At 41.2% G+C, this 23,510-nt stretch carries 31 protein-coding genes; 3 read left to right on the forward strand and 28 right to left on the reverse strand.

The genetic code is table 11. From position 1 onward, the window contains the following. Positions 1–47: 47 nt before the first annotated feature. From rpoZ to ACXYSM_RS05630, 13 genes are all read right to left on the reverse strand, one after another. Positions 48–362, reverse strand: coding sequence for a DNA-directed RNA polymerase subunit omega (rpoZ, locus tag ACXYSM_RS05570; RefSeq protein ID WP_004251389.1), 315 nt, complete (start codon positions 360–362; stop codon positions 48–50). 24 nt (positions 363–386) lie between these two features. Then, positions 387–1,013, reverse strand: coding sequence for a guanylate kinase (gene gmk, locus ACXYSM_RS05575; protein WP_000775049.1), 627 nt, complete (start codon positions 1,011–1,013; stop codon positions 387–389). A gap of 134 nt (positions 1,014–1,147) precedes the next feature. Next, a complete protein-coding gene (locus tag ACXYSM_RS05580) occupies positions 1,148–2,761 on the reverse strand; it encodes a ribonuclease Y (protein WP_458634651.1) in 1,614 nt (537 codons plus the stop codon). A gap of 217 nt (positions 2,762–2,978) precedes the next feature. After that, positions 2,979–4,076: a nucleotidyltransferase gene (locus ACXYSM_RS05585; protein WP_458634652.1), complete on the reverse strand. Its 1,098-nt coding sequence runs from the start codon at positions 4,074–4,076 to the stop codon at positions 2,979–2,981. A 9-nt stretch (positions 4,077–4,085) separates the two neighbouring features. Then, entirely contained in the window at positions 4,086–4,826 is a 741-nt protein-coding gene (locus ACXYSM_RS05590; RefSeq protein ID WP_458634653.1) for a class I SAM-dependent DNA methyltransferase, read from the reverse strand. A 111-nt stretch (positions 4,827–4,937) separates the two neighbouring features. Continuing rightward, positions 4,938–5,291 (reverse strand): ribosome silencing factor, encoded by a 354-nt coding sequence (gene rsfS, locus ACXYSM_RS05595; protein ID WP_458634654.1) that lies wholly within the window; start codon positions 5,289–5,291, stop codon positions 4,938–4,940. Next, complete coding sequence (gene yqeK, locus ACXYSM_RS05600) at positions 5,292–5,885, reverse strand: bis(5'-nucleosyl)-tetraphosphatase (symmetrical) YqeK (RefSeq protein ID WP_458634655.1); 594 nt, start codon at positions 5,883–5,885, stop codon at positions 5,292–5,294. It lies immediately after the preceding gene. Then, positions 5,885–6,514, reverse strand: a complete 630-nt coding sequence (locus ACXYSM_RS05605; RefSeq protein WP_075227798.1) for a nicotinate-nucleotide adenylyltransferase — start codon at positions 6,512–6,514, stop codon at positions 5,885–5,887. The genes yqeK and ACXYSM_RS05605 overlap by 1 nt, the downstream gene beginning before the upstream one ends. 48 nt (positions 6,515–6,562) lie before the next feature. Then, entirely contained in the window at positions 6,563–6,874 is a 312-nt protein-coding gene (gene yhbY, locus ACXYSM_RS05610; protein ID WP_000060171.1) for a ribosome assembly RNA-binding protein YhbY, read from the reverse strand. Positions 6,875–7,087: 213 nt separating this feature from the next. Further along, entirely contained in the window at positions 7,088–8,194 is a 1,107-nt protein-coding gene (gene yqeH, locus ACXYSM_RS05615; protein WP_458634656.1) for a ribosome biogenesis GTPase YqeH, read from the reverse strand. Positions 8,195–8,196: 2 nt separating this feature from the next. Next, the gene (locus ACXYSM_RS05620; RefSeq protein ID WP_016465499.1) at positions 8,197–8,724 is read right to left on the reverse strand and encodes a YqeG family HAD IIIA-type phosphatase; all 528 of its coding nucleotides are present in this window, start codon (positions 8,722–8,724) and stop codon (positions 8,197–8,199) included. 16 nt (positions 8,725–8,740) lie between these two features. Beyond that, positions 8,741–9,646: a magnesium transporter CorA family protein gene (locus ACXYSM_RS05625; RefSeq protein ID WP_458634657.1), complete on the reverse strand. Its 906-nt coding sequence runs from the start codon at positions 9,644–9,646 to the stop codon at positions 8,741–8,743. A 51-nt stretch (positions 9,647–9,697) separates the two neighbouring features. After that, positions 9,698–10,264 carry a mechanosensitive ion channel family protein gene (locus tag ACXYSM_RS05630; protein WP_458634658.1) on the reverse strand — a complete coding sequence of 189 codons (567 nt, stop codon included), beginning with the start codon at positions 10,262–10,264 and terminating at the stop codon, positions 9,698–9,700. A gap of 228 nt (positions 10,265–10,492) precedes the next feature. Here ACXYSM_RS05630 and ACXYSM_RS05635 point away from each other — a divergent pair, with 228 nt between their 5' ends. Next, positions 10,493–11,461, forward strand: coding sequence for an aromatic acid exporter family protein (locus tag ACXYSM_RS05635; RefSeq protein WP_458634659.1), 969 nt, complete (start codon positions 10,493–10,495; stop codon positions 11,459–11,461). A 53-nt stretch (positions 11,462–11,514) separates the two neighbouring features. Here ACXYSM_RS05635 and ACXYSM_RS05640 read toward each other — a convergent pair whose 3' ends face one another. Then, positions 11,515–11,769, reverse strand: coding sequence for a DUF3165 family protein (locus tag ACXYSM_RS05640; RefSeq protein ID WP_004251425.1), 255 nt, complete (start codon positions 11,767–11,769; stop codon positions 11,515–11,517). 19 nt (positions 11,770–11,788) lie between these two features. Further along, complete coding sequence (gene typA, locus ACXYSM_RS05645) at positions 11,789–13,630, reverse strand: translational GTPase TypA (protein WP_004251427.1); 1,842 nt, start codon at positions 13,628–13,630, stop codon at positions 11,789–11,791. A 161-nt stretch (positions 13,631–13,791) separates the two neighbouring features. Between typA and ACXYSM_RS05650 the strand changes: the two genes are divergently transcribed. After that, positions 13,792–14,517 carry a pseudouridine synthase gene (locus ACXYSM_RS05650; RefSeq protein ID WP_458634660.1) on the forward strand — a complete coding sequence of 242 codons (726 nt, stop codon included), beginning with the start codon at positions 13,792–13,794 and terminating at the stop codon, positions 14,515–14,517. 29 nt (positions 14,518–14,546) lie between these two features. Here the strand turns inward: ACXYSM_RS05650 and ACXYSM_RS05655 are convergent, their stop codons facing one another. The 8 genes from ACXYSM_RS05655 to ACXYSM_RS05690 all read right to left on the reverse strand — a co-directional run bounded on the left by ACXYSM_RS05655 (position 14,547) and on the right by ACXYSM_RS05690 (position 18,475). Then, positions 14,547–14,792: a DUF4190 domain-containing protein gene (locus ACXYSM_RS05655; RefSeq protein WP_247912919.1), complete on the reverse strand. Its 246-nt coding sequence runs from the start codon at positions 14,790–14,792 to the stop codon at positions 14,547–14,549. Between the two features lie 209 nt (positions 14,793–15,001). After that, entirely contained in the window at positions 15,002–15,229 is a 228-nt protein-coding gene (locus tag ACXYSM_RS05660) for a hypothetical protein (RefSeq protein WP_004251438.1), read from the reverse strand. Positions 15,230–15,314: 85 nt separating this feature from the next. Next, the gene (locus ACXYSM_RS05665; RefSeq protein WP_004251440.1) at positions 15,315–15,695 is read right to left on the reverse strand and encodes a rhodanese-like domain-containing protein; all 381 of its coding nucleotides are present in this window, start codon (positions 15,693–15,695) and stop codon (positions 15,315–15,317) included. A 5-nt stretch (positions 15,696–15,700) separates the two neighbouring features. Then, on the reverse strand, positions 15,701–15,925 hold the full coding sequence (locus ACXYSM_RS05670) for a YqgQ family protein (protein WP_024053574.1): 225 nt from the start codon (positions 15,923–15,925) through the stop codon (positions 15,701–15,703). Positions 15,926–15,976: 51 nt separating this feature from the next. Next, positions 15,977–16,444, reverse strand: coding sequence for an ECF transporter S component (locus ACXYSM_RS05675; protein WP_195183890.1), 468 nt, complete (start codon positions 16,442–16,444; stop codon positions 15,977–15,979). Next, complete coding sequence (locus tag ACXYSM_RS05680) at positions 16,422–17,195, reverse strand: bifunctional hydroxymethylpyrimidine kinase/phosphomethylpyrimidine kinase (protein WP_458634661.1); 774 nt, start codon at positions 17,193–17,195, stop codon at positions 16,422–16,424. Before ACXYSM_RS05680 ends, ACXYSM_RS05675 begins: the two co-directional genes overlap by 23 nt. Then, positions 17,185–17,934 (reverse strand): tRNA pseudouridine(38-40) synthase TruA, encoded by a 750-nt coding sequence (gene truA, locus ACXYSM_RS05685; protein WP_458634662.1) that lies wholly within the window; start codon positions 17,932–17,934, stop codon positions 17,185–17,187. The genes ACXYSM_RS05680 and truA overlap by 11 nt, the downstream gene beginning before the upstream one ends. A gap of 85 nt (positions 17,935–18,019) precedes the next feature. Next, positions 18,020–18,475, reverse strand: coding sequence for a GNAT family N-acetyltransferase (locus tag ACXYSM_RS05690; RefSeq protein ID WP_458634663.1), 456 nt, complete (start codon positions 18,473–18,475; stop codon positions 18,020–18,022). Between the two features lie 70 nt (positions 18,476–18,545). On the opposite strand from ACXYSM_RS05690, the gene ACXYSM_RS05695 reads away from it, so the two are divergent. Beyond that, positions 18,546–19,208, forward strand: coding sequence for a prepilin peptidase (locus ACXYSM_RS05695; protein WP_458634664.1), 663 nt, complete (start codon positions 18,546–18,548; stop codon positions 19,206–19,208). Here ACXYSM_RS05695 and trpA read toward each other — a convergent pair. From trpA to trpD, 5 genes are read right to left on the reverse strand one after another with little or no spacing between them, the layout of a single operon-like run. Then, a complete protein-coding gene (gene trpA / locus ACXYSM_RS05700) occupies positions 19,177–19,959 on the reverse strand; it encodes a tryptophan synthase subunit alpha (protein WP_458634665.1) in 783 nt (260 codons plus the stop codon). The genes ACXYSM_RS05695 and trpA overlap by 32 nt on opposite strands. After that, positions 19,952–21,175: a tryptophan synthase subunit beta gene (gene trpB, locus ACXYSM_RS05705; protein ID WP_458634666.1), complete on the reverse strand. Its 1,224-nt coding sequence runs from the start codon at positions 21,173–21,175 to the stop codon at positions 19,952–19,954. Before trpB ends, trpA begins: the two co-directional genes overlap by 8 nt. After that, positions 21,153–21,752: a phosphoribosylanthranilate isomerase gene (locus ACXYSM_RS05710; RefSeq protein WP_458634667.1), complete on the reverse strand. Its 600-nt coding sequence runs from the start codon at positions 21,750–21,752 to the stop codon at positions 21,153–21,155. Before ACXYSM_RS05710 ends, trpB begins: the two co-directional genes overlap by 23 nt. After that, positions 21,739–22,506 carry an indole-3-glycerol phosphate synthase TrpC gene (gene trpC, locus ACXYSM_RS05715; protein WP_458634668.1) on the reverse strand — a complete coding sequence of 256 codons (768 nt, stop codon included), beginning with the start codon at positions 22,504–22,506 and terminating at the stop codon, positions 21,739–21,741. Before trpC ends, ACXYSM_RS05710 begins: the two co-directional genes overlap by 14 nt. Next, a complete protein-coding gene (gene trpD, locus ACXYSM_RS05720) occupies positions 22,503–23,507 on the reverse strand; it encodes an anthranilate phosphoribosyltransferase (RefSeq protein WP_036759294.1) in 1,005 nt (334 codons plus the stop codon). The genes trpC and trpD overlap by 4 nt, the downstream gene beginning before the upstream one ends. Positions 23,508–23,510 lie beyond the last annotated feature (3 nt).

The raw sequence follows: 23,510 nt of genomic DNA on the forward strand, positions 1-23,510 counted from the left end.
ATTGAGTATTCTTGCAATAGAAAAAATAAGATTGAGTCCCCCCAACCTTAAATTTTTTCACCTTCTTCTTTTTCTTTCGCGATTTGCTCTTTGATTTTCTTTTCTTCTTCTTCTCTCAATCGTCTTTCTTCTTCGATACGACGACGAACAGCTTCGCGTTTTCCTTCTGGATCTGGGTGGATGGTTACATTCCCTGATTCAATTTCTTCCAAGGCACGAAGTGTAGATTTTTCAGATTTGAATTCTTGTGTTGGAGTTGCTCCAGCTTCTAATTCGTGAGCACGTTTTGCTTCCAAGATGACGAGTGAATATTTTGATGGTACCTTGTCAAGCAAGGTATCAATAGAGGGTTTAAGCATCATTTGTTTGTACCTGTTTTCTATAGTTTAGCGAATAGTTGGAGACTTTGGTAGCATATCCTGGTAGTGACCGATGACACGATCGACGCGGAAATGTTCTGCTTCAATCACACGTTTGACACGTTCTGCGGCAAGAGGAACATGATCATTGACAATAGCATAGTCGTACTCACGCATCAAAGCAATTTCTTCTTTGGCTTTTTCGATACGTTGGGCAATCACTTCTGCGCTATCGGTACCACGGCCTACGAGACGATCTTGCAATTCTTCCAAATCTGGTGGTGTCAAAAAGATAAAGACTGCATCTGGAACTTTTTTCTTGACCTGAAGAGCTCCCTGTACTTCAATTTCAAGAAAGACGTCAATCCCCTTATCAAGGGTTTCATTGACATAGGTCAGAGGAGTTCCGTAGTAGTTGCCTACATACTCTGCATACTCTAACATCTGTCCTTGACGAATTAATTCTTCAAATTCTTCACGCGTACGGAAGAAATAGTCAACTCCATCTACTTCACCTGGACGTTGCGCCCGCGTTGTCATAGATACAGAATATTGGAATTGGTTTTCAGAACTCTCAAAAATTTCTCGTCTAACCGTTCCTTTTCCAACTCCTGAAGGACCTGAAAAAACGATTAGTAAGCCACGGTCTGCCATGATGTCTCCTTTGGATAGTTTGTGAAATGACTTGAAAATTCATCTGAATTCACTATGTAAAGCCATTCTGCTTACTACAATCTTTCTATCTAGTGTAACAAAAAAGCAGTAATTTTTCAACTGCTCTTTCTTATTTATTTTGCATAATCAACTGCACGAAGTTCACGAATCACGGTTACCTTGATATTACCTGGGTAATCGAGATTACTTTCAATTTTCTCACGAACTTTGTGAGCTAAAATTGTGACTTTGTCGTCCTTGATTTGACCTGGGTTTACCATGATGCGGATTTCACGACCAGCTTGAAGGGCAAAGCTATTTTGAACACCTTCAAAGCTATTAGCGATTTCTTCTAAATCATGGAGACGTTTGATGTAGCTTTCAAGCGATTCGCTACGAGCTCCTGGACGGGCTGCGCTCAAGGCGTCCGCTGCAGCAACGAGAACTGCAATCACACTTTCAGGCTCTACATCACCATGGTGACTAGCAATTGTGTTAATCACGACTGGATGTTCTTTGTACTTGCGAGCTAATTCAGTACCAATCTCAACGTGGCTACCTTCTACTTCTCGGTCAATGGCTTTACCAATATCGTGAAGGAATCCTGCACGGCGGGCAAGAGCTGCATTTTCACCAAGTTCGCTAGCCATGATACCAGCTAACTTAGCCACTTCGATTGAGTGTCGCAAGACATTTTGTCCGTACGAAGTACGGAACTGTAAGCGACCCATGATCTTCATCAAGTCTGGGTGAAGGTTAGGTGCACCGATTTCATAGGCTGCTGCTTCACCATATTCACGAATACGATTATCAATTTCTTGACGGTTTTTCTCAACCAACTCTTCGATGCGAGCTGGGTGAATACGTCCATCCTTGAGCAAGGTTTCCATCGTCATACGGGCAATCTCACGGCGGATAGGATCAAAACCTGACAAGGTTACCACTTCTGGCGTATCATCAATGATGACATCAACCCCTGTCAAACTTTCAAAGGTACGGATGTTACGACCTTCACGACCAATGATACGACCTTTCATGGTATCATCAGGCAGATGAACTGTTGAGTTGGTAGACTCAGCTACATACTCACCAGCAATTCTCTGCATGGCTTGGGACAAAATATCCTTAGCAAGTTTATCAGAACGTTCCTTAACTTCTTGCTCAGCCTCACGAATACGGCTAGCAATTTCCTTGCTCAAGTCTTCCTCTGTTTGAGCTAAGATAATGTCTTTTGCCTCTGACTGTGTCAGACTTCCGACACGCTCTAGTTCTGCTTGCTTTTGCTTTTCAATTTCCTCTAGTTGCTCTTCACGTGCATCAAGGTTTTTTGCTCTATCAGAAATACTTTGTTCTTTTTGTTCAAGTGTTTTTTCTTTGTTCGTCAAATTATCGTCTTTACGGTCAAGGCTCGTAGCTCTCTCCGTCAAACGACTTTCGATTTGCTTGAGTTCTTGACGCTCCGACTTAAATTCAGCGTCCACTTCTTCGCGGTATTTTCTGGCTTCCTCTTTAGCCTCCAATAGTGCTTCTTTTTTAAGGGATTTGCTTTCACTTTTAGCTTCATTAAGTAATAAATCCGCTTCGCGCTCAGCTTGTCCTCGTAAATTAGTTGCTTCTTGTTCAGCATTTAAAAGCATCAACTCTGCAGCCTCTTGTGATGATTTCATCTTGACTGAGATGCTGACATATCCAATGACTAAACCAATGATGACGGCAAAAACAACTATAACAATTGTCATAATTTCCATGTTTTTACCTCAATTTATTTGTTTATCTGAATGACATGCATTCTTATACATTTTACCACAAAAAAATATTTTTAACAAACCTTAAATGGAAGTTGTTATAGTTATTTTTAGGAGCAATATCTTCATTTTCCTTAGTAAAATAAGCTTCTTAAACCTAACTATTTTTTAAAAGAATTTTTTTGCAAAAAATAAGAAAAAAGTCCACCTCACAGTAGACTTAGTTCAATTCGATTCTGATTGGCACTCGACCAAAATTTTGTTCTGCTATACTCGGGTGTCCCAGTTGATAAATTTGGTCTGCCTTTTGTGTTATGGCATCCCAGGGTTCTTTGCCGATTCGGCTAACTAGATTAACCTGCTCTTTGAGAGCTTTAAGGTGTTGTCTACCTTTTTCGGTAAAACCTAGGACATGAATGGCTTCTGGCAAGTCACTTTCTCTAGCCTGCACCAAGATATAGGTCAAGAGTCGTCGCACACGCGCCTTGGTGTAGCGTTTGGTAGCCACTAACTCAACCAATTCCTCAATAGATTTTGCTATTTTGATGGCTTCCTTAATACGCACAGCCATTTCTTGATTGACCTGATAAATAGTAGTTAGGTCTGGATTTGACAAGATTTGATAGCGTAAAAGTGGAAAATAATCTTCCCAGCTCACCTTACTAGCATTTTCAAAGAGATTAACAGAAGGCATAAAGCGTTCTAAGAAATCTTGGTCTGTTTGGTGCTGACGGAGAGCTGTGGCCGAGGCAAAGTCCACATCCTTGTCCACCGAATGATAGCCTGCCCCCTGACGCTTGATTGGATGAAGTTTGATATCTCTTCCAGCAACTGCCTTGGCGTAGGCAAGAGCAAGAACATGATTTGGCGTTTCACCTGAAAAATCAAGACCTGCAAATTCCTTCCACATGACTTGGGTTTTCTGTGGGTAAGATAGAGAATCAGGTAAGTTTTCCACGAAGGCTTCCATCTCTTGACCACGTTCTGCATATAAATCTGCAATTTTCTGGTAATCTAGAACTTCCTCTGTCCCAAAAGCTAGGCTGTCAATTCCTAACTGCGCCAAGATATCTACTGCTCCTTGTCCGAAGAAATCCGCTGCTTGTACACTGACTAAAAAGGGCAATTCCACTACCAAGTCCGCTCCATTCTCAAGTGCCATTTGAGCCCTTGTCCACTTGTCCACGATAGCAGGCTCTCCACGCTGCATGAAATTTCCAGACATGGCAACGATTTTCAGCCCATCCGCCTGGTCTAGCAGGTATTTGTGGCCATTATGAAAGGGATTGAACTCCGCTATAATACCTGTAATGGTCATGATGTTCTCCTACTTCTGCGCGACAAAAAACCAACGGGTGCTGGTTTCTGTAGGCTCCTTATCCTCAAAGTCAGCATAAAGCTTGAAGGATTTGAAACCAGCCTGTTCCAGCAAAATATCATAGGTCAAGACCTCGTATGTACGCTCCTCATGCACTTCGTCGTGACGACTAAAAGAACCGTCTGCTTCCTTGATAAAGAAGGTCAACTCATGCACGATAGAATGTGGCGCTGCATCCTCGTAGGTATCCCAAAGCATGGCAAAGTCTTCTGCATTTTCATGATAGGAATAGCCAGGAAAGACCTCATCTGTCTGGTAGGTCGAATGCACATCAAAGATAAAGACCCCGTCCTCATTGAGAGCATTATAGACTTCTTTAAAGACATCCCCGACTTCCACCTCATCCTGCATGTAGCAGATAGAATCAGAATAACAGGTCACAAAGTCGTATTTACCAGCCTTGGACAAATCCAGCATATTGCCTTCCATAAAATCAATCTTTTGCTTGGCTGAAGTAGCTCTCTTCTCAGCAATCTTCAACATGTCCGCGCTCAAGTCCAGTCCAGTCACATTAAAACCAGCCTGAGAAAAGCGCACAGACTGGATGCCTGTACCACAAGCCAATTCCAAGAGTTTCTTTCTCTCCTTAGTCTTAGGCAAATGACGGAGGGAAAAATCCGTCCATTTATCGTATAAACTATCATCCATGACTGCATCGTAAACCGCTGCAAAAGTTTCATAAGTAGGCATAATTAAGTTACAAAGGGCGTCCCTGGCAAATACCACTCGCCCTCACCTTTCTATCCATTTTCTTCTAAAATAAGCAAATAAAACCCAGTTGACTGCAACTGAGTTCATCTTCTAAGCCAGAGTTTCTGAGATGTCTACAGAACTTGCTTCATGCCATAGTTTTTCTAGGTTATAGTGGGCACGCATTTCTTCTGAGAAGATATGCACAACGACTCCACCAAGGTCAAGTAAGACCCAGCCACCAGCTGCATCGCCTTCAACGTGACTACCTTTAAAGCCCGCTTGGGCTACTTTTTCACGGATATTTTCAGCGATAGCGTCCAATTGACGGCTATTCATAGAACTAGTGATAACAAAGTAGTCTGTCACACTGGTCAATTCTTGTACATCAAGTGCGAGAATGTCCTCGGCACGTTTCTCATCAGCCGCTTTCACGACTAGTTCTAATAATTCTTTTTCGTTCATTTAGTCCTCTTTCAAATAGTGTACATAGGCGTTATAGGTTTCAAGGGTTTGGGGATAGATAGGCAATCCCTGGCGAGCCAAATGTTCCACAGTGCGAGCTGTTTCATAGGCTACTGCCTTATTAAGCGACAAACTTGCAATCTCACGCGCCTGGTCCACCCCTGGAAAGGCACGATTATGCTCGATGTAGTCTGCGACGTAGATAACCTTATCAAGTTCCGTCATCTGGCCAGCTCCAACTGTATGGATTTCTATTGCACGCAAAATTTCAGTATCTTTCAAATCCAAATCTTCCTGAATCTTGTAGATACCGACCATGCCATGCCAGACATTATTGCCCCAGTTTTTAAGATCAGAGTCAAGTTGATAACGATCTATCAAGTCTAAAAATTCTTGATCTGATAGCTTTTTAGCATAGTCATGAAGGAGACCTGCCAAACCAGCTTTCTCAACATCCACACCAAAGCGCTGAGCCAATTCTATGGCTGCACGCTCTACACCCAGACAATGGGTTAGACGTTTTTCAGGTAGGAGCTCTGCCATTTTTTCCAACAATTCTTCACGCGAACAGTTGATATAGTCTTGGTATGCCATCAGTAAAGCCCCTCTTTCTCAATATAGTCTAGCACTGATTTTGGCAAGAGAAAGTTAGGTGTGCGACCTTGGGCGATGAAATCACGTACCATACTGGATGAAATATCCATGAGAGGCACATCCACCCAGATGACTGGATAAGAAGTCCCAGCCTTGTATCGTGGTCGCTGAACTCCTACAAACTGAACGAGGTCGACCAGTTCGTCAATTCTATACCATTTAGGTAAATAGTCTACCATGTCAGCGCCGATGATAAAGTAATAATCTGTATCTGGATTCTTCTCTGTCAAAATCTTCATGGTGTCGTAGGTGTAGGAAATACCCTTACGCTCTAGCTCGATGGTCTCAATAGCTAAACCTTCGATTCCATCGATAGCCAATTCAAGCATCTTGAGGCGGTGGTGTTCAGAAATGGTTTCCTTTTTGTCTACGTGAGGCGGTTGATACTCAGGCATGAGCAGAACTTGATCCAATCCTAACTGTTGGCGCACTTGGTCTGCCACGATAAGGTGGGCATTGTGAACAGGGTTAAAATTTCCCCCTAAGATTCCAACTTGCTTACGTTTTTTATCCTTGATTTCTGGCTCTAACTCCACTTTTGTAAAGGGAGTTAATAATTCGATTGCCATAGGCTAATCTCCTTTAGTCTTCTGTAAAAACAGTTTGGGAGTATATTTTTAGATTTCTTTAACTTTTTTAGAAATCTTACGATTTTCTTTCTTGCTTGATTGTTTATATAAAATCAAGATACGACCGATTTTTTGGACTGTATCCACACCGATTTCTTCTTCTAAGATTTCAGCTACTTCGTGGATGTTTTCATCTGTGTTTTGCAAGAGAGTAACCTTGATCAATTCGCGGGCATCAAGTGCCTGACGAACGCTAGTTTTGATTTGGTCGTTGAGTCCATTTTTCCCGATTTGGATGATGGGTTTGAGGGTGTGTGCCTGGCTGTTGAGGAAGGCACGTTGTTTTGATGTTAATGACATAATTCATTTAAAAGAGTTTCTTTTTATACTTTTCTGAAGTGGTGACGGACGTCAGCAAAGTCCTTCGGACTTTCATGACTAAAATTTGAGCCTAAGGTCTCAAATTTTCCGCAGTTGGTACAATCACTTGTACCAACTAACACCACGGCGAAAAGTATCTTCTAAGGGCTCGTAATGCTCGCCTTTATAAAGACAACCCTTTCCTTTCTGTGTTTAAATAATTGCTTTTCGTGCGACGACTGCTACGCCTTCTGGTGCCCAGACGGCTACTTTGGCAGTTCCTGCTACACGGATCCAGCCTAGTCCTGAGATAACGAGGTCTGTCTTATCCTTGATAGTAAAGACATGTTGGACCAGTTTTGGAAAGTCTTCTTTTTCCTTGTTATTTGGTGGTGTAAGGAGGGTTCCAAGGTGCTTATCGTAAAAGTCACTCGCTCCTTCAAGCTTGGTACGATGAAGTTTGAGTTCATTATCAAAGAAAGCTGTGAAACCTTGCTTTTCTCCTGCAATGAAATCAAATCGTCCCAAACCTCCTAAAAAGAGGGTTTGCTCAGGATTGAGCTGGTAGGTTTTAGGTTTGATTTCCTTTTTAGGACTGACATACTTGAGGTTTTTAGCCGTCAAGTAATGGGCCATCTGATGACGATGGATAATTCCCGGTGTATCATAGATATAAGAACCATCATCAAGTGGGATCTCAATCTTATCTAAGGTTGTCCCTGGGAAACGTGATGTTGTGATGACGTTCTGGTCACCCGTAATTTCCTGGATAATTGCGTTGATAAGAGTTGATTTCCCAACATTGGTAACCCCAACTACATAGACGTCACGACCCTTACGATAGTGCTCGATCTTGTCAATGACTTCCTTGATAGCATGCTTGTTTTGGGCTGAAGTCAGGACGACATCGACTGGACGAAGACCCTCCTCATGGGCACGTTCCATAAGCCATTGACTAATCTTGCCTGGTTTAACTGACTTAGGGAGGATGTCTTTTTTATTTCCAACCAAGAGCACATCATTACCTGATACAAAACGAGGCAATCCTGGGATAACAGAGCCATTAAAGTCAAAGATATCGATGACGTTCACTACTAAGGCATCACTGTCTCCCACCTCGTGCAAGAGTTTTAGGAAACCATCATCCGTCAACTGCACATCTGTGATTTCATTGTAATGACGAAGACGAAAACAGCGTTGGCAATAAACTTCACCAGTCTCCAAACCTTTTTCGAGTGCTGACTGAGGCGTAAAGCCTAGACCAGTCTTATCTGTCGTCTGAATGGTTGCTCCACAGCCAATACAGAGAATTTCTTCCATAGTTAGATTCCTTTTTTATATGTGATAGGCCCGTACTTTTCAGTGATTTGTTTCATGACACGGCGCTCACGAGCGCGGTTAATCTGTGTTTTGATAGAGTCATGCTGGACCAAAGGTTTGACCAAAATCGAGCGAATTCCTGCACGGTGAGCTGCACGAATATCTGTCATGAGCTGATCCCCAACCATGACGACTTCATTTTTCTCATAGTGAAATTCTTTCATAGCACGATCAATCCCGAAAGTAAAAGGCTTCAAAGCCCAATAAACATAGTCAATCCCAAATTTTTCAACCGCACGTTGAACTCGTTTTTTAGAGTTGTTGGACACTACGATAATGCGAATACCAGCATCACGAAGGTCATGTAACCATTGCTTCATCTCTGAAGTCCCATCAGGGTTATTCCAAGCAATCAGAGTGTTGTCCAAATCCACCAAAACAGCTTTGATCCCTTGGTTTTTCAGGCTTTGGACTGTCAAATCATAAACTGCTTCTACAGCAAAGTCTGGCATGTAGTTTTCAATTACCATTTTGGCTCCTTTTCTTTTATTTTCTAGTAATTTTCTTCAGCCATTGAGATAATGCCGCCCATAAAATCAAGCTAGTCACCAAGATATAAATCCAAGCATTTGGCTCTTCTGTAAATGGTAGAGGAACATTCATTCCGAAGAAACCTGTAATAACCGCAAGTACTGCTAGTAAGACGGAGATAATAGTCAAAATTGTCAAACTATCATTCAGGTTATTGTTTAGGATGTTGTTGTAAGAAGCTGAGAGTTGTTGCAAGACTTGAGAAATCAAGTCTGTCATAGACACCAACTGATGGGCTTCAATCATGGCATCATCAAACTGCTCTCGTTCGACATCATTAAATCTCCGATAAAGAGCATGGCCCTGGATATGTTCCAAGAGGAGTCGATTTTGTTTTGCCGCTGCTGTCAAGTAAACCATACCAGTCTCCAAGTCGGAAAGAGCAAAAAGATTTCTCTTGGTTGTTCTCTGACGAAGTAAGCTGTTGACTTCATCTTTACTCTTATCCATCTTTTCAATGATTGGATAATAGGCGTTACTAATGATTTCTAGACTAGCAAAAAGAAATTTGTAAATAGAAAGCGACTCATGGCTATCCAGATAAGCTAACATCTGATCAATGACATAAGCATTCTTATGGTTGCTGATGGTAATCATTCGTTTGTTTTCAACGATAAAGGTCATGGGAATCGCTTCATAGTAATCCTTGTCCTTTTCTAAGTCCAAAACATTGTAGATAAAGGTCACAGTCCCATTCTCACGGTTGTAATCCATATGGGCACGTTCATTTTTATCCAGCGCATATTCGATGGTTTCCTTATCCAATCCGTAGATTTCAGATAAATCTTCAAGATTTTTAATTTTTTCTACATCTAGATTGATCCAAACACAACCATTTCCTAATTGCTCATCTAAAAACATCGTTTCTCCTTTACCAAACTCCCTCTATTGTACCACAAATCAAGTAAAATTTCAGTTCAATTCGTCTCTTGAAAAATTGCTAACCACAGTAATATTACGGTTGGGAACAAAGTGGAGAGCCTGGTCTTCACCTCTTAGTTGAGTGGTTCGAATTCCGACACTAACTACTTTTCCCGATACAGTAATGGGACCATTTGTCAAAATAACTTCATCCCCTACATCCAACTGGCGTTCAAAGAGGATAAAGAAGCCATTGATAACATCTGATAAGAAACCCTGTGCCCCCATACCAATTGCAACCCCAGCAATCCCAGCACCAGCTAGTAAACTAGATACAGGTAATCCTAGGATAGACAAAATGCAGTAAACTAAAAAGAAATAAAGGGTGTAATTAAAAATATTTTCTAATAAACGCGAGATTGTCTTTTGTCGACCTGCATCACGCTTTGAATACTTAAGTGAAGGCTTCACAATTCTCTTGACAGCTGCATGGAGAAGCTGTTTAGCTATGTAAAATAGCACAAATAAAATTAAAAGAGAAATCACTTTCGTTAAAAGATTCTCAAATACCGTTGTTAAATCTAGCTTATTAAAATAACTTTTAAAAAATTCTTGCATGTAAAACTCCTTTTATCAATTATACCATAAAACGATATCTGAACCAGTTTGGTAAATATTCATTCTGCCTATACTATTATTAGATTCACTTGATTTCAAAAAATATTTATACTATAATCAAACCACTACATAGAGAACAAATTAGTTTCTCAATAACTCTCTTGGAATAGACCTTTCTACCTCACCTACTACTAAAACTTTAAAGCATTTATCTCAAGGAAATATTCTATGTCTATCACTCAACGTACTTTAAAACTAGTCCTGGCAACCTGTTTTGCTTGTTTACTAGCCTACTTTTTTGATTTGTCATCAGCTGTATCAGCTGGTATCATTGCTATCTTGAGTCTTTCTGATACTCGAAGAAGCACGATCAAGCTAGCCCGCAATCGACTTTTTTCAACCTTGCTGGCGTTAATGATTGGTGTTATTGCCTTTCAACTAACTGGTTATCATATCTGGAGCTTTGGACTCTACTTAGCATTCTATGTTCCCCTTGCCTATAAACTGGGTTGGGAAATTGGAATCACTCCTAGTAGCGTTCTGGTCAGCCATCTCTTAATCCAACAATCAACAGCACCAGCACTTTTACTGAATGAGCTCTTACTCTTCCTAATCGGTACTGGCTTTGCACTTCTGGTCAATCTCTACATGCCTTCAAGGCAAAAAGAAATTCAACATTATCATACTCTTGTTGAAGGAAAACTCAGAGATGTTCTTCTACGACTTTCTTACTATCTGAAAAGAGGAGATGGTCGAAATCAAGCTCAACTAGTCAACGAACTTGATCAACTACTTGAGGATGCTCTTAAGTTAGTTTACCTCGATCACTCTGACCATCTCTTTCACCAGACAGATTATCATATCCACTACTTTGAGATGCGACAAAGACAAACGCGTATCTTAAGAAATATGGCTCAACAAATCAACACATGCCAACTAGCCGCTAGTGAGAGTTTGATTGTCGCTCAGCTCTTTTCAAAAACAGCTAGCCAATTGACTCAAACAAATCCAGCCTACGACTTATTGAATGATATTGAGAGCTACCTAGAGGTGTTTCGCAATCGCTCTCTCCCTAAAACTAGAGAAGAGTTTGAGACACGGGCAACCCTATTACAACTCTTTCGTGAATTAGAACATTTTATCCAGATAAAAGTAGATTTCTACAACCGTTATTCTGACAAAAACAGTAACAAATAAAAACTTCTATCGGCAACTCAGTTGCTGATAGAAGTTTTTTGTTATGAATAGATTTAATTTTCGCGCTTCTTTCGAATCGACATGAGACTGATATCTCTCAAACTAAAGTAAGTAAGAGCCAGCATTCCCAATGTAATAAAGATTTCTGCTGGAAGTTGGAAAATCTGTAGGGCAGACAAGAGCAACAAGATTACGAGGGCAACAAGTCCAAAGACTAATATTACAACATTGACCGTCCCCTTGATACTTTGAGGTGTCGCAAATACATAGAGTAGTAATAAGAGTATCCCTATGATTAAATAGACCATCTTTATCTCTTTCTAGCTCTTATTCAGCTGATTTTTTCTTTTTGTTTGCTTTCTCACGCTCTGCCTTGTTGAGGATTTGCTTACGCAAACGGATAGATTCAGGTGTTACTTCCATGTATTCATCATCGTTCAAGAACTCAAGTGATTCTTCAAGTGTCAAGATACGAGGAGTTTTGATAACCGCTGTTTGGTCCTTAGTAGCAGAACGAACGTTAGTCATTTGTTTTGCCTTCGTGATATTAACAGTCAAGTCATTTTCACGAGAGTTTTCACCGATGATCATTCCTTCGTAAACCTCAGTACCTGGGTTGACAAAGATAGTACCACGTTCTTCGATAGACATGATAGAGTAGGTTGTAGCCTTACCAGCATCGATCGAAACAAGGGCACCACGGTGACGTCCGCCAATTTCCCCTGGAATCAATGGCAAGTATTGGTCGAAGGTATGGTTCATAATCCCGTAACCACGAGTCATTGACAAGAACTCAGTTGAGTATCCAATCAAACCACGCGCAGGAACTAGGAAGACCAAACGAGTTTGACCATTACCAGTTGAAATCATATCCAACATTTCACCCTTACGTTCAGAAAGGCTTTGGATAACAGATCCTTGGTATTCTTCTGGTGTGTCGATTTGCACGCGCTCAAATGGCTCACACTTCACACCATCGATTTCTTTGACGATAACTTCTGGACGAGATACTTGAAGCTCGTAACCTTCACGACGCATAGTCTCGATGAGGATTGACAAGTGCAATTCCCCACGTCCTGAAACTGTCCACTTATCTGGTGAGTCTGTTGGATCTACACGAAGAGATACGTCTGTTTGCAATTCTGCTTGAAGACGCTCTTCAACCTTACGAGAAGTCACCCATTTTCCTTCACGACCAGCAAATGGTGAGTTGTTAACCAAGAAGGTCATTTGAAGAGTAGGTTCGTCGATGTGAAGAACTGGAAGAGCTTCAACTGCATCTGTTGGAGTGATTGTTTCCCCAACGAAGATATCTTCCATACCTGATACGGCAATCAAGTCACCAGCCTTAGCTTCTTGGATTTCACGACGTTCCAAACCAAAGAAACCAAAGAGTTTTGTAACACGGAAGTTCTTAGTTGTACCATCAAGTTTAGAAAGAGTAACTTGGTCTCCGACCTTAACAGTACCACGGAAGACACGGCCGATACCGATACGACCAACGAAATCATTGTAGTCCAAAAGTGACACTTGGAATTGAAGGGGCTCATCTGAGTTATCGATTGGAGCTGGAATGTGGTCAATAATGGTATCAAAGATTGGCGCCATAGTCTTTTCTTGGTCGGCTGGATCATCTGACAATGAAGATGTTCCGTTGATTGCTGAAGCATAGACTACTGGGAAGTCAAGCTGATCATCATCTGCACCAAGCTCGATGAAGAGTTCCAAAACTTCATCCACTACTTCTGCTGGACGAGCTGATGGTTTGTCAATTTTATTGATAACAACGATTGGGACAAGGTCTTGTTCCAAAGCTTTTTTCAATACGAAACGAGTTTGAGGCATAGTACCTTCGTAAGAATCCACTACCAAGACTACACCGTCAACCATTTTCATGATACGTTCAACTTCTCCACCGAAGTCCGCGTGTCCTGGTGTGTCCATGATATTGATACGAGTTCCGTTGTAGGCAACTGCTGTATTCTTCGCAAGGATGGTAATTCCACGCTCTTTTTCAATATCGTTTGAGTCCATTGCACGTTCAGCTAATTCTGTACGCGCATCAAGAGTTTCAGATTGTTTTAATAATTCGTCAACGAGGGTCGTTTTACCGTGGTCGACGTGGGCGATAATCGCGATGTTACGGATATCTTCTCTTAATTTTGTCATGATTTCCTCTGTTATATTCAAAAATTTATTTTCTAACTGAGCAATTATACCACAATTTTAAGAAAATGACTTAACTCAAGTAAGTGTAAATGTTTTCAAAAGAAAATTCATGACTTATCTTTTCTTTTCAAAAATCCCGACTTGTGATAAGATAGGCTGGTATGCGTTTAGATAATTTATTAGCCCAGGAAAAAATCAGTCGAAAAGCCATGAAACAGGCTCTCCTAAAAAAAGAAATCTTGGTAGATGGAGTCCCTGCTACTTCCCTTGCACAGAATGTTGATACGGGATTACAAGAGTTGATTTTTCAGGGTAGAAAAATCCAAGGATATGAGCACACCTATCTCATGCTTCACAAACCAAATGGTGTCGTGACAGCAAGCAAGGACAAGAAGCTCCCGACGATTATGGACTTACTGCCTCAACACCTCCAATCAGACCAACTCTATGCTGTCGGTCGGCTAGATCGAGATACGACAGGGCTCCTCCTCTTAACAAACAATGGCCCTCTAGGTTTTCAACTTCTCCACCCTCAATATCATGTCGATAAAACTTATCAAGTTGAGGTGAACGGCTTGCTCACACCAGATCACATCCAGCAGTTCAAAAATGGGATTGTCTTTCTTGATGGAACTATTTGTAAACCTGCTCAGCTTGAGATTCTATCTTCAAGCCCTAGTCTCAGCCGAGCCACCATCACCATCTCTGAAGGGAAATTTCATCAGGTCAAGAAAATGTTCCTCTCAGTTGGTGTCAAGGTCACTGCCCTCAAACGAGTTCAGTTCGGAGATTTTCTATTAGATCCTGACCTAGCAGAAGGTCAATACCGACCCTTGAATCAAGGGGAATTGAAAATCATTAAAAACTACTTAGAAAAAAGTGGATAAAACAAAAAAGCTTTAAAACTAAAGCTTTTTTAGATTCTTGCTAAGCTATAAAATAAAGCGATGTCCACAATCCAGCTAAGGACAGAAACTACGATCCCCACGATACTTAGGATTCTTTCTCTTTTAAAGTCTAGACCAGATTCTTTTTGACTTGAATTAGCCATGACTAGTCCAACGATACCTAGAATCAGTCCTACTATTGGAGATGGCAATCCAAGGACGATAGATAGAATACCCAAAGCAAGTGAGGCTTTTTTCTTTTGCTGCGCATTCATTATATAAAAACTCCTTAAATTTTTTACCCATTCATTATACCATAAAAACCGGCTTTATCTATTAGGTAACAAGTTTTAGAACTATGAAACCCTGTCCCTGAGCCAAAAAGAATTAGAAAGAACTAGAAATGATTAAAAACCACTTAACGAAAAGTGGATAAAACAAAAAAAAGCTTTAAAACTAAAGCTTTTTTGTTTTTGCTTTTTGATTAGCCAAAAATCATTACGAGGGCTGCAATCCAGTTAAGTACAGAAATGACAATCCCTACGATATTGAGAATTTTTTCTGTTTTATACACTAGTCCAGATTGTTTTTCGTGCGAATTAGCCAAAACAAGTCCAATGATACCCAAAATAAGACCTACGATTGGAGATAACAAACCAAGGACGATAGATAGGATACCTAAAACAAGTGATGCTTTTTTCTTTTCTTGCATAATAAAAACTCCTTAAATTTAATACAAATTAATTATATCATAAAAAGCTAGATTTATCTACAATTCAATAACTTTTTACAGAATATTAGCTGGTCTTAACCTTCCCTGTCCAAGAATCCAATCCGTAAGAAAGGATATAAATTTCTGAGAAACCTTGTTTTTTCAAGAAAAGTGCTGCATTGGTTACACGTTGCGCACGTTGGTTTTCATATAGAAGGACAGGTTTATCCTTGCGAAGAGCTGCAAGACTTGTCTTCAATTGATTTGAAGGAATATTACGAGCTCCGAGGATATGTTTTCTGTGGAAGTCAGCTGGCTCACGCAAGTCAATTAGCTGACCTGTACGAATCAAAGATTCAAATTCTGCATTGTCTACAATTTTTGCTGCACGGCGAATACGAAGATAGTTGTATCCCATCCATGCCAACATCGCCACTACAAGTCCCCATAATACCCAAGTTACCATAATATCTAATCTCCATTTTTTTCTAAATAGTCTAATTCTAGTTTGTGCTCTCTGCGAAGAACAGCCTCCGCTTCTAGATAATCCAGTTTATCCATCAAACCAGCATCATAGATTCGAGATAGTTCAATCTTCATTAATTCAATGTCATAAAGACGTTTGCCCATATAGACAAGAATACCGAACTGTTTGAGAAATTGTTGCACATCGTAGAGTGTTTTCATAGCTTTCATTTTAGCAAATAATCAGATTTTTTTCAATAGTTCCCAGGGAATACTTCCTTTTTACTGCTTACTAATTTTCTTAATACTCTGATAGAGAAGATACCCAACAATCATTCCAACAAAATTCTGCAACAAATTGTGAGGAATATCTGTCAGAGCTACACCCCAACCTTTCATCCAAGATGTCGCACATGCATATCCAGCTACCATGAGAAAAGTTGCTAAAACTAATCCAAGCCACTTCCATTTTCCTTTAAAACCTGCAAAGTAACCCTGCAAACCATGGAAAAGCAAGCTGAAGAACATCCAATGAGGATAGCCTGAGATCAGGTCAATAATAAAACCTCCTAAACCTCCCACAATAGCTCCTTCTCGTTTTCCATAATAAAAAGCAGTGAAAAAGATACCAGCATCTAAAAGAGTTAAGATTCCTGTTTGGGTTGGGATTTTGACAATATAACCTAAAACTACCGATAGGGCAGTCAGTATTGATAATAGGGCGATTTTACTTGTTTTTGTTTGCTTCATACTGTCTTACTCCATATTGATCTGCTTGTGCGATGGCACGGTAAACAAAGGCTTTGGAACTCTCAACCGCTGGTAATAGCTCCTCTCCCTTGACTAACTGACTAGCAATGCTTGATGCAAAGGTACATCCTGCACCAGCATTTTGTCCTTGAATGACTGGATTTTCAAGAATGGTAAAATTCTCTCCATCATAAAAGACATCCACAGCCTTATCCTGACTGAGACGATTTCCACCCTTAATAATCACTGCTGGCGCACCCAAGTCATGTAATTTCTGCGCTGCATCCTTCATATCGTCCAAGGTTTCAATCTTTTGACCTGCTAGCAATTCTGCCTCAGGAAGATTGGGTGTAATTACAGTCACATAAGGGAAAAAGCGAATCAACTCTTGACAGAGCTCGCTGACTGCAACGTCATGCGTTTCCTTACAAACAAGAACTGGATCCAATACCACTGGAACTCCTGTGCGTTCCTTGATAAAGTTAAGAGCTTTCTCAGCAACACCAACAGTCGGTAAGAGACCAATCTTAATCCCTCCAAAGTCTACGCTCTTCAGACTATCCAACTGTTGTTGGAAAATAGTCTCATCTGTCGGAAAGACCTCAAATCCATTTTCTGTCAAAGCAGTTAAGCAAGTCATAGCTACAAAACCATGCAAACCATTCAAGGTATAGGTCGCAAGGTCAGCAGCTAGTCCACCACCACTAAAAATATCATTTCCTGAAAGTGCTAAAATACGATTATTCTTCATAACGAATCTCCTTCAAATACAAACCATTGGGTGCTGCAGTCGGGCCTGCCAACTGTCTGTCTTTTTTCTCCAAAATCAGGTCAATCTGCTCTATCGGCATTCTGTTATTACCAATTTTCAGCAAGGTCCCAACCATATTTCGAATCTGCTTATAGAGGAAGCCATTGCCAGAGAAAGTAAAGGTCAAAAATTGACCGGTATCGTCAACCCTAAGACTGGCTTCCGTGATTGTTCTTACTTTGTCCTCCACACTCGTTCCGGCAGCAGTAAAACCGGTAAAATCATGGGTTCCTTCTAATTTCTTTACAGCCTTTTGCATGCGTCCCACATCTAGTGGATAGGGATAGTGGGTGGCATAATGACGTCTCATAGGATTTTTAGGACGCCCTCTATCCACGATAAACTCATAGGTCTTGCTATGCTTGGCATAACGGCAATGAAAAGCATCAGCCACAATCTCAATCGAAATCACATCGATATCTTCAGGGCTTTGAGTATCGAGAGCGAAGCGAAGCTTTTCCTCATTCATCTGAGAGGGAAGGTCAAAGTGGATAACCTGCCCTAGCGCATGAACACCACTATCCGTTCGCCCTGCACCATGGATGGTAATGGCCTGCCCTTTATTTAATTTGGTTAAAGTTTTTTCAATTTCCTCTTGGACACTACGCGCGTGTGGTTGCCGTTGAAAGCCAGCGAAGGCGTAACCATCATAGGAAATGATTGCTTTATATCTAGTCATGTATCTATTTTATCAAGAAAATTTCTCTGCAACAAGTTTGAAAACCAAAAATTGTACGGGGATAGTTTTAGATATCAACTAGTCCTTACCTCGATTTTCTCATTATATATTTACGTTCTGGAACTTCAATGGTTTGAACGATTTCAAATCCCTCTTTTTGGTAAAGATTTTTTGCTCTTTGATTGGACTCAAAAACCGTTAGGGAAATACTTGCTATTTCTTCATTTTCAAACATTTCTTGAAGAAAGTACTGGAAAGCTTTTCGACCTAATCCTTTCCCCTGCCTATGAGGAGCTATGAGAAATCTTCCGATATGAAGATTTCTGTCTTCTAGCCTGATTTCCTGGATAAGCCCCACAAACTCTTGTCCATCAAAGATTGAAAAGATTCCTTCCAAATCTTGCAATTCTTGAATTGTCAAGGGAAAAGGAATCATTGTTCCCATCCATTGCTTCTGAAAATTTTCTCCCAAAGCATTAGACCAGCGACAAATGAGTTGGGCATTTTCTAACTGAAGACCTTTTTCAAAGTGAATTTTCATATCTGCTCCTAAAACTTCTCCTACATCCAACTATTATACTCTTTCTCTTATTTTTTCCGAATTAATAAGTATGATTCACCTTTACTTTTTTCTTGTTGGAGCTATTTTTGCTTCCTTTCTTGGATTGGTCATTGAGCGTTTCCCTGAGCAATCCATTGTTTTCCCTGCTAGTCACTGTGATTCTTGTCAGACTCGCTTGAAATCACTGGATTTGATTCCGATTATTTCTCAAGTGATTAGTAATTTTCGCTGTCGTTACTGCAAGGTTCGCTATCCAATCTGGTATGCTTTCTTTGAGTTGTCTTTGGGACTGCTCTTTCTAGCTGAGTTTGTGGGATTTTTAACTTTGGGGCAAGTCATCTTGATAACTGCCGGCTTAACTCTGGGAATTTATGACTTTCGTCATCAAGAATATCCCTTGATCATCTGGCTGATTTTTCACTTAATCCTCATGGTTTGCTGTGGTTGGAATCTAGTTATGATTTTCTTTCTTATCTTGGGAATTTTGGCTCACTTTATAGATATCCGCATAGGTGCAGGGGATTTTCTCTTTCTGGCCTCTTGTGCACTTATTTTTAGCCTAACTGAAATGCTGATTTTAATTCAATTTGCTTCCACAACTGGCATTCTAGCCTTTCTCCTACTAAAGAAAAAGGAAAGACTTCCTTTTGTGCCCTTCCTCTTGCTGGCTGCTTGTATGATTATTTTTGGTAAGCTACTGCTTCTCGGATAAAGTCAGCGATTTCTGCTACTTGTCCTTCATGTAGAGCCTTAACAATCTTGGATCCGACGATAACGCCGTCTGATACAGCATTGAAGCGTTCAACATCAGCCTGTGTGGATACACCAAATCCGGTCAATACTGGAATATCTGTCACTTGATGAAGTTGATTCAAGTGCTTGTCCAAGTCATCTCGGTAATTTCCTGATTTCCCTGTGACCCCATTGATAGCAACGGCATAGACAAAACCTTCAGCCCCTTCAATGAGTTCCTTTTGACGCTCCACTCCTGTCGTCAAGCTGACAAGTGGAATCAAAGCAATGTCTGTATTCACCAAAAAGGGCTCTACAAAGTTAGCGTGCTCATGAGGCAGGTCTGGAATAATCAATCCCTTAACCGCTGTATCAGCAAGATCTCTGACAAATTTCTCCACACCGTACTGAAAGAGGGGGTTAAAGTAGGTCATGATAACAAGTGGAACTTCTGTTTCAATAGTCTTCAAAGTTTCAACCAGAGCCTGGGTAGAGGTTCCGCGAGCTAGACTGCGCAAGCCTGCTTCTTCGATAACTGGACCGTCTGCAACAGGGTCTGAAAAGGGAATGCCCACTTCAATGGCTGAAACACCCAAATCTTCTAAAAAATGGATTGTTTCAGCGAGACCATCTAATCCTTTTTCATGGTCTCCAGCCATGATATAAGGAACAAAAATTCCTTTTCCAGTTTCTTTGATAGCGTTCAATTTTTCTGTTAAAGTCTTAGGCATGAGCTTCTCCCTTCTTTGTTGCGTCTGCTTCCAAGCGCTCTTTAACTTGAACTACATCCTTGTCCCCACGACCTGATAGGCAGACAATCATAGACTTGTCTGGTCCAAGTTCTTTGGCCAATTTCACTGCGAAAGCGATGGCATGGCTAGATTCCAAAGCTGGGATAATTCCTTCCACACGAGACAGGAGTTGGAATCCTTCCAAGGCCTCTTCATCTGTCACAGGCACATAGGACGCGCGTTTGATATCATGGTAATGAGAATGCTCTGGACCGATACCTGGATAGTCCAAACCTGCTGAAATTGAGAAAGCTTCTAAGATTTGACCATGAGCATCTTGGAGCACATCCATAAGCGAACCGTGAAGAACACCTGGACGACCCTTGGTCAAGGTAGCTGCGTGATGCTCTGTATCCACACCTAGTCCTGCTGCTTCAGCTCCATACATAGCGACTGACTCATCTTCCACAAATGGATGGAAGAGTCCGATGGCATTCGAACCACCACCAACACAGGCTACTAGGGCATCTGGTAAATTTTCATCTGTCAATTCACGGTACTGTTGTTTGGCTTCTCGTCCGATAACACTTTGGAAATCACGAACAATTTCTGGGAAAGGATGAGGCCCCAAGGCAGAACCAAGGATATAGTGAGTATCATCGATATTTGCCACCCAAGAACGAAGGGCTGCATTGACTGCATCCTTGAGCACGCGCGAACCATCTGTCACTGCCTCTACCTTAGCTCCTAAAAGCTCCATGCGGAAAACATTGAGGGCTTGGCGTTTGACATCTTCCTCGCCCATGTAGATGGTACATTCCATGTTAAAGAGTGCCGCAGCTGTTGCAGTTGCCACACCGTGCTGACCAGCACCTGTTTCAGCAATAATTTTCTTTTTGCCCATACGTTTAGCAAGTAAAACTTGTCCTAAGGCATTATTAATCTTGTGGGCGCCTGTATGGTTGAGGTCTTCACGTTTAAGGTAAATCTTGGCTCCGCCGATATGCTGGGTCAAGTTTTTTGCGTAGTAAAGAGGTGTTTCACGACCTACATATTGGCGCAAAAGTTGGTTTAACTCCTCTTGGAAACTTGGATCTGCCTGACTTTCACGATAAGCCTCTTCTAATTCCAATACTGCTGTCATCAATGTTTCTGGGACAAAACGTCCACCGAATTTCCCGTAAAATCCATCTTTATTTGGTTCTTGATATACCATGTTTAACCCTCTCTATAAATCTTCTAATCTTTTCATGATCTTTCTGTCCGTCTGTTTCTACTCCGCTTGATACATCTACTGCAAAGGGAGAGAAATGCTGAATCGCTCTTGCTACATTGTCCTCATTTAGCCCGCCTGCGATGAAGAAAGGCTGGGCTAGTTCTGTCGTATCCAGTTGCCCCCAGTCAAAGGTTTGTCCACTCCCTGCCACAGGAGCATCAAAAAGTAGATAATCTGCCTGAGAATTGGGTACATGCCCCCCTTCATCGACCTGAACAGCCTGAATGCTGCCACAAGGTAAGTTTTCAAATAGTTTATCTACTACCTTACCGTGAACTTGTACAAAGTCCAAACCAACTTTGTCTACCGCTTCTAACAGTTCTGCCCGACTGGGTGAAACAAATACACCAACTTTTTGAATATGGCTAGGAATAAACTTAGCCAGCTCTGTGGCTTGTTCTACGGTCACCTGTCTTTTGCTAGGAGCAAAGACAAAACCAATGTAGTCTGCTCCAGCCGACACAGCTGTTTTTATCGCTTCTTTTGTCGATAAGCCACAAATCTTAACCTTTGTCAATCTGCAATTCCTTGATTCTCTGGGCTACATCTTCTGCCTGCATGAGAGCTGTTCCTACTAAAATTCCGTTAAAGTATGGTGCTACTCGTTTTGCATCCTGCTCTGTAAAAATAGCAGATTCAGAAATGTAGAAGCAATCGTCCTTGAAGTGTTTGGCCAAGTCTACACTGGTCTGCAAGTCAACTTCAAAGGTTGTCAAATTGCGATTGTTGACACCAATAATTTGAGCTCCAAGTCTATGAGCAACTTCTAGTTCAGCCAGATTATGAGTTTCCACTAACACTTCCAGACCAAGCTCTGTCGCATAGTCATACAGTTCCTTGAGGCGTTCTTCTGATAAAGCCGCTACGATGAGCAAGATGACGGTCGCACCTGCATTGCGAGCTCGGATGATTTGCTTTTCATCGATAATAAAATCCTTGTTCAGCGTCGGAATCTGTACCTGACTGGAAATTTCACGAAGGTAATCCAAATGACCTTTGAAGAAAACTTCATCTGTCAATACAGAAATCATAACAGCGCCGTTAGCCTCGTAAGTCTGGGCCTGTTGAACGATATCCACATCCAGGTTGATATCACCCATACTTGGACTCGCCTTCTTGACCTCTGCAATAATTTGCAAGCGGTCCTGATGGTTTTTCAAATATTCCGCTAAGCGATAGCTTTCACGCAAGGATTGAAGCTCCTCTCGCTCCATCTTTTCAACTTCACGCGCCTTTTGCTCTAGGATACGTGATAAAAATTCCTGACTCATCTTTGATACTCCTGTAATAGTCTGAGTTTTTCAAGGGCCTTACCACTGGCAATCACTTGTCGTGCCAATTCAACTCCGTCCTTGATACTGTCTGCTTTACCATTGGCATAGAAACCGAGACCTGCATTTAAGACTGTTGTTTCCAAGAATGGACTTGGTTCGTTATTAAGAACACTGACAAGAATGGCTGCATTTTCATGAGCATTTCCCCCACGAATGTCTTCAATAGCAATGCGTTCCATTCCCAAATCTTCTGGAGTAAAAGTTGATAAAGTAATTTCTCCATTTTCAAGAAGGGCAATGCTGGTAGTTCCATTCAAACCAGCTTCATCCAACCCTTCTGGACCAGCTACTACAATAGCACGTTTGCGACCCATGTTTTTCAAAACCTGAGCAGTACTTTCCAGAAGTTCAGGACGACTGATCCCTAGAAGCTGTGTTTCCAAGACCATTGGATGGATGAGCGGTCCTGTCAAATTCATGATGGTTGGAATTCCTAATTCCAAACGAGCTGGCATGATGTATTTCATGGCTGGGTGCATGTTTTTGGCAAAGAGAAAGACGATTCCTGTTTGGTCAAATACCTTACCCAATTGTGATGGTTTGAGATCAATATTGATTCCCAAAGCTTGCAAGACATCTGCTGACCCAGATTTAGAAGAAATAGAGCGATTCCCATGTTTGGCCATATGGATTCCCCCACCTGCCAAGACAAAGGCTGCAGTTGTAGAAATGTTGAAGCTAAATGACTTATCTCCACCTGTACCACAGTTATCCATAGCATCTTGAATATTTGTTGGAATGTGTTGAGCATGTCCTCTCATGACTTGAGCGAGGGCTGTTCTTTCTTCAGGTGTTTCTCCCTTCATTTTAAGAGCTAAAAGTAGTGAAGCGATTTGTGCTTCTGTCACTCGCCCTGTCACGATGCGTTCGATCACATCTGTCATTTCAACACTTGATAAATCTTCAAAGTTTGCTAATTTTTCAATAATTTCTTTCATTTT

The sequence above is a fragment of the Streptococcus sp. V940 genome (assembly GCF_054353495.1).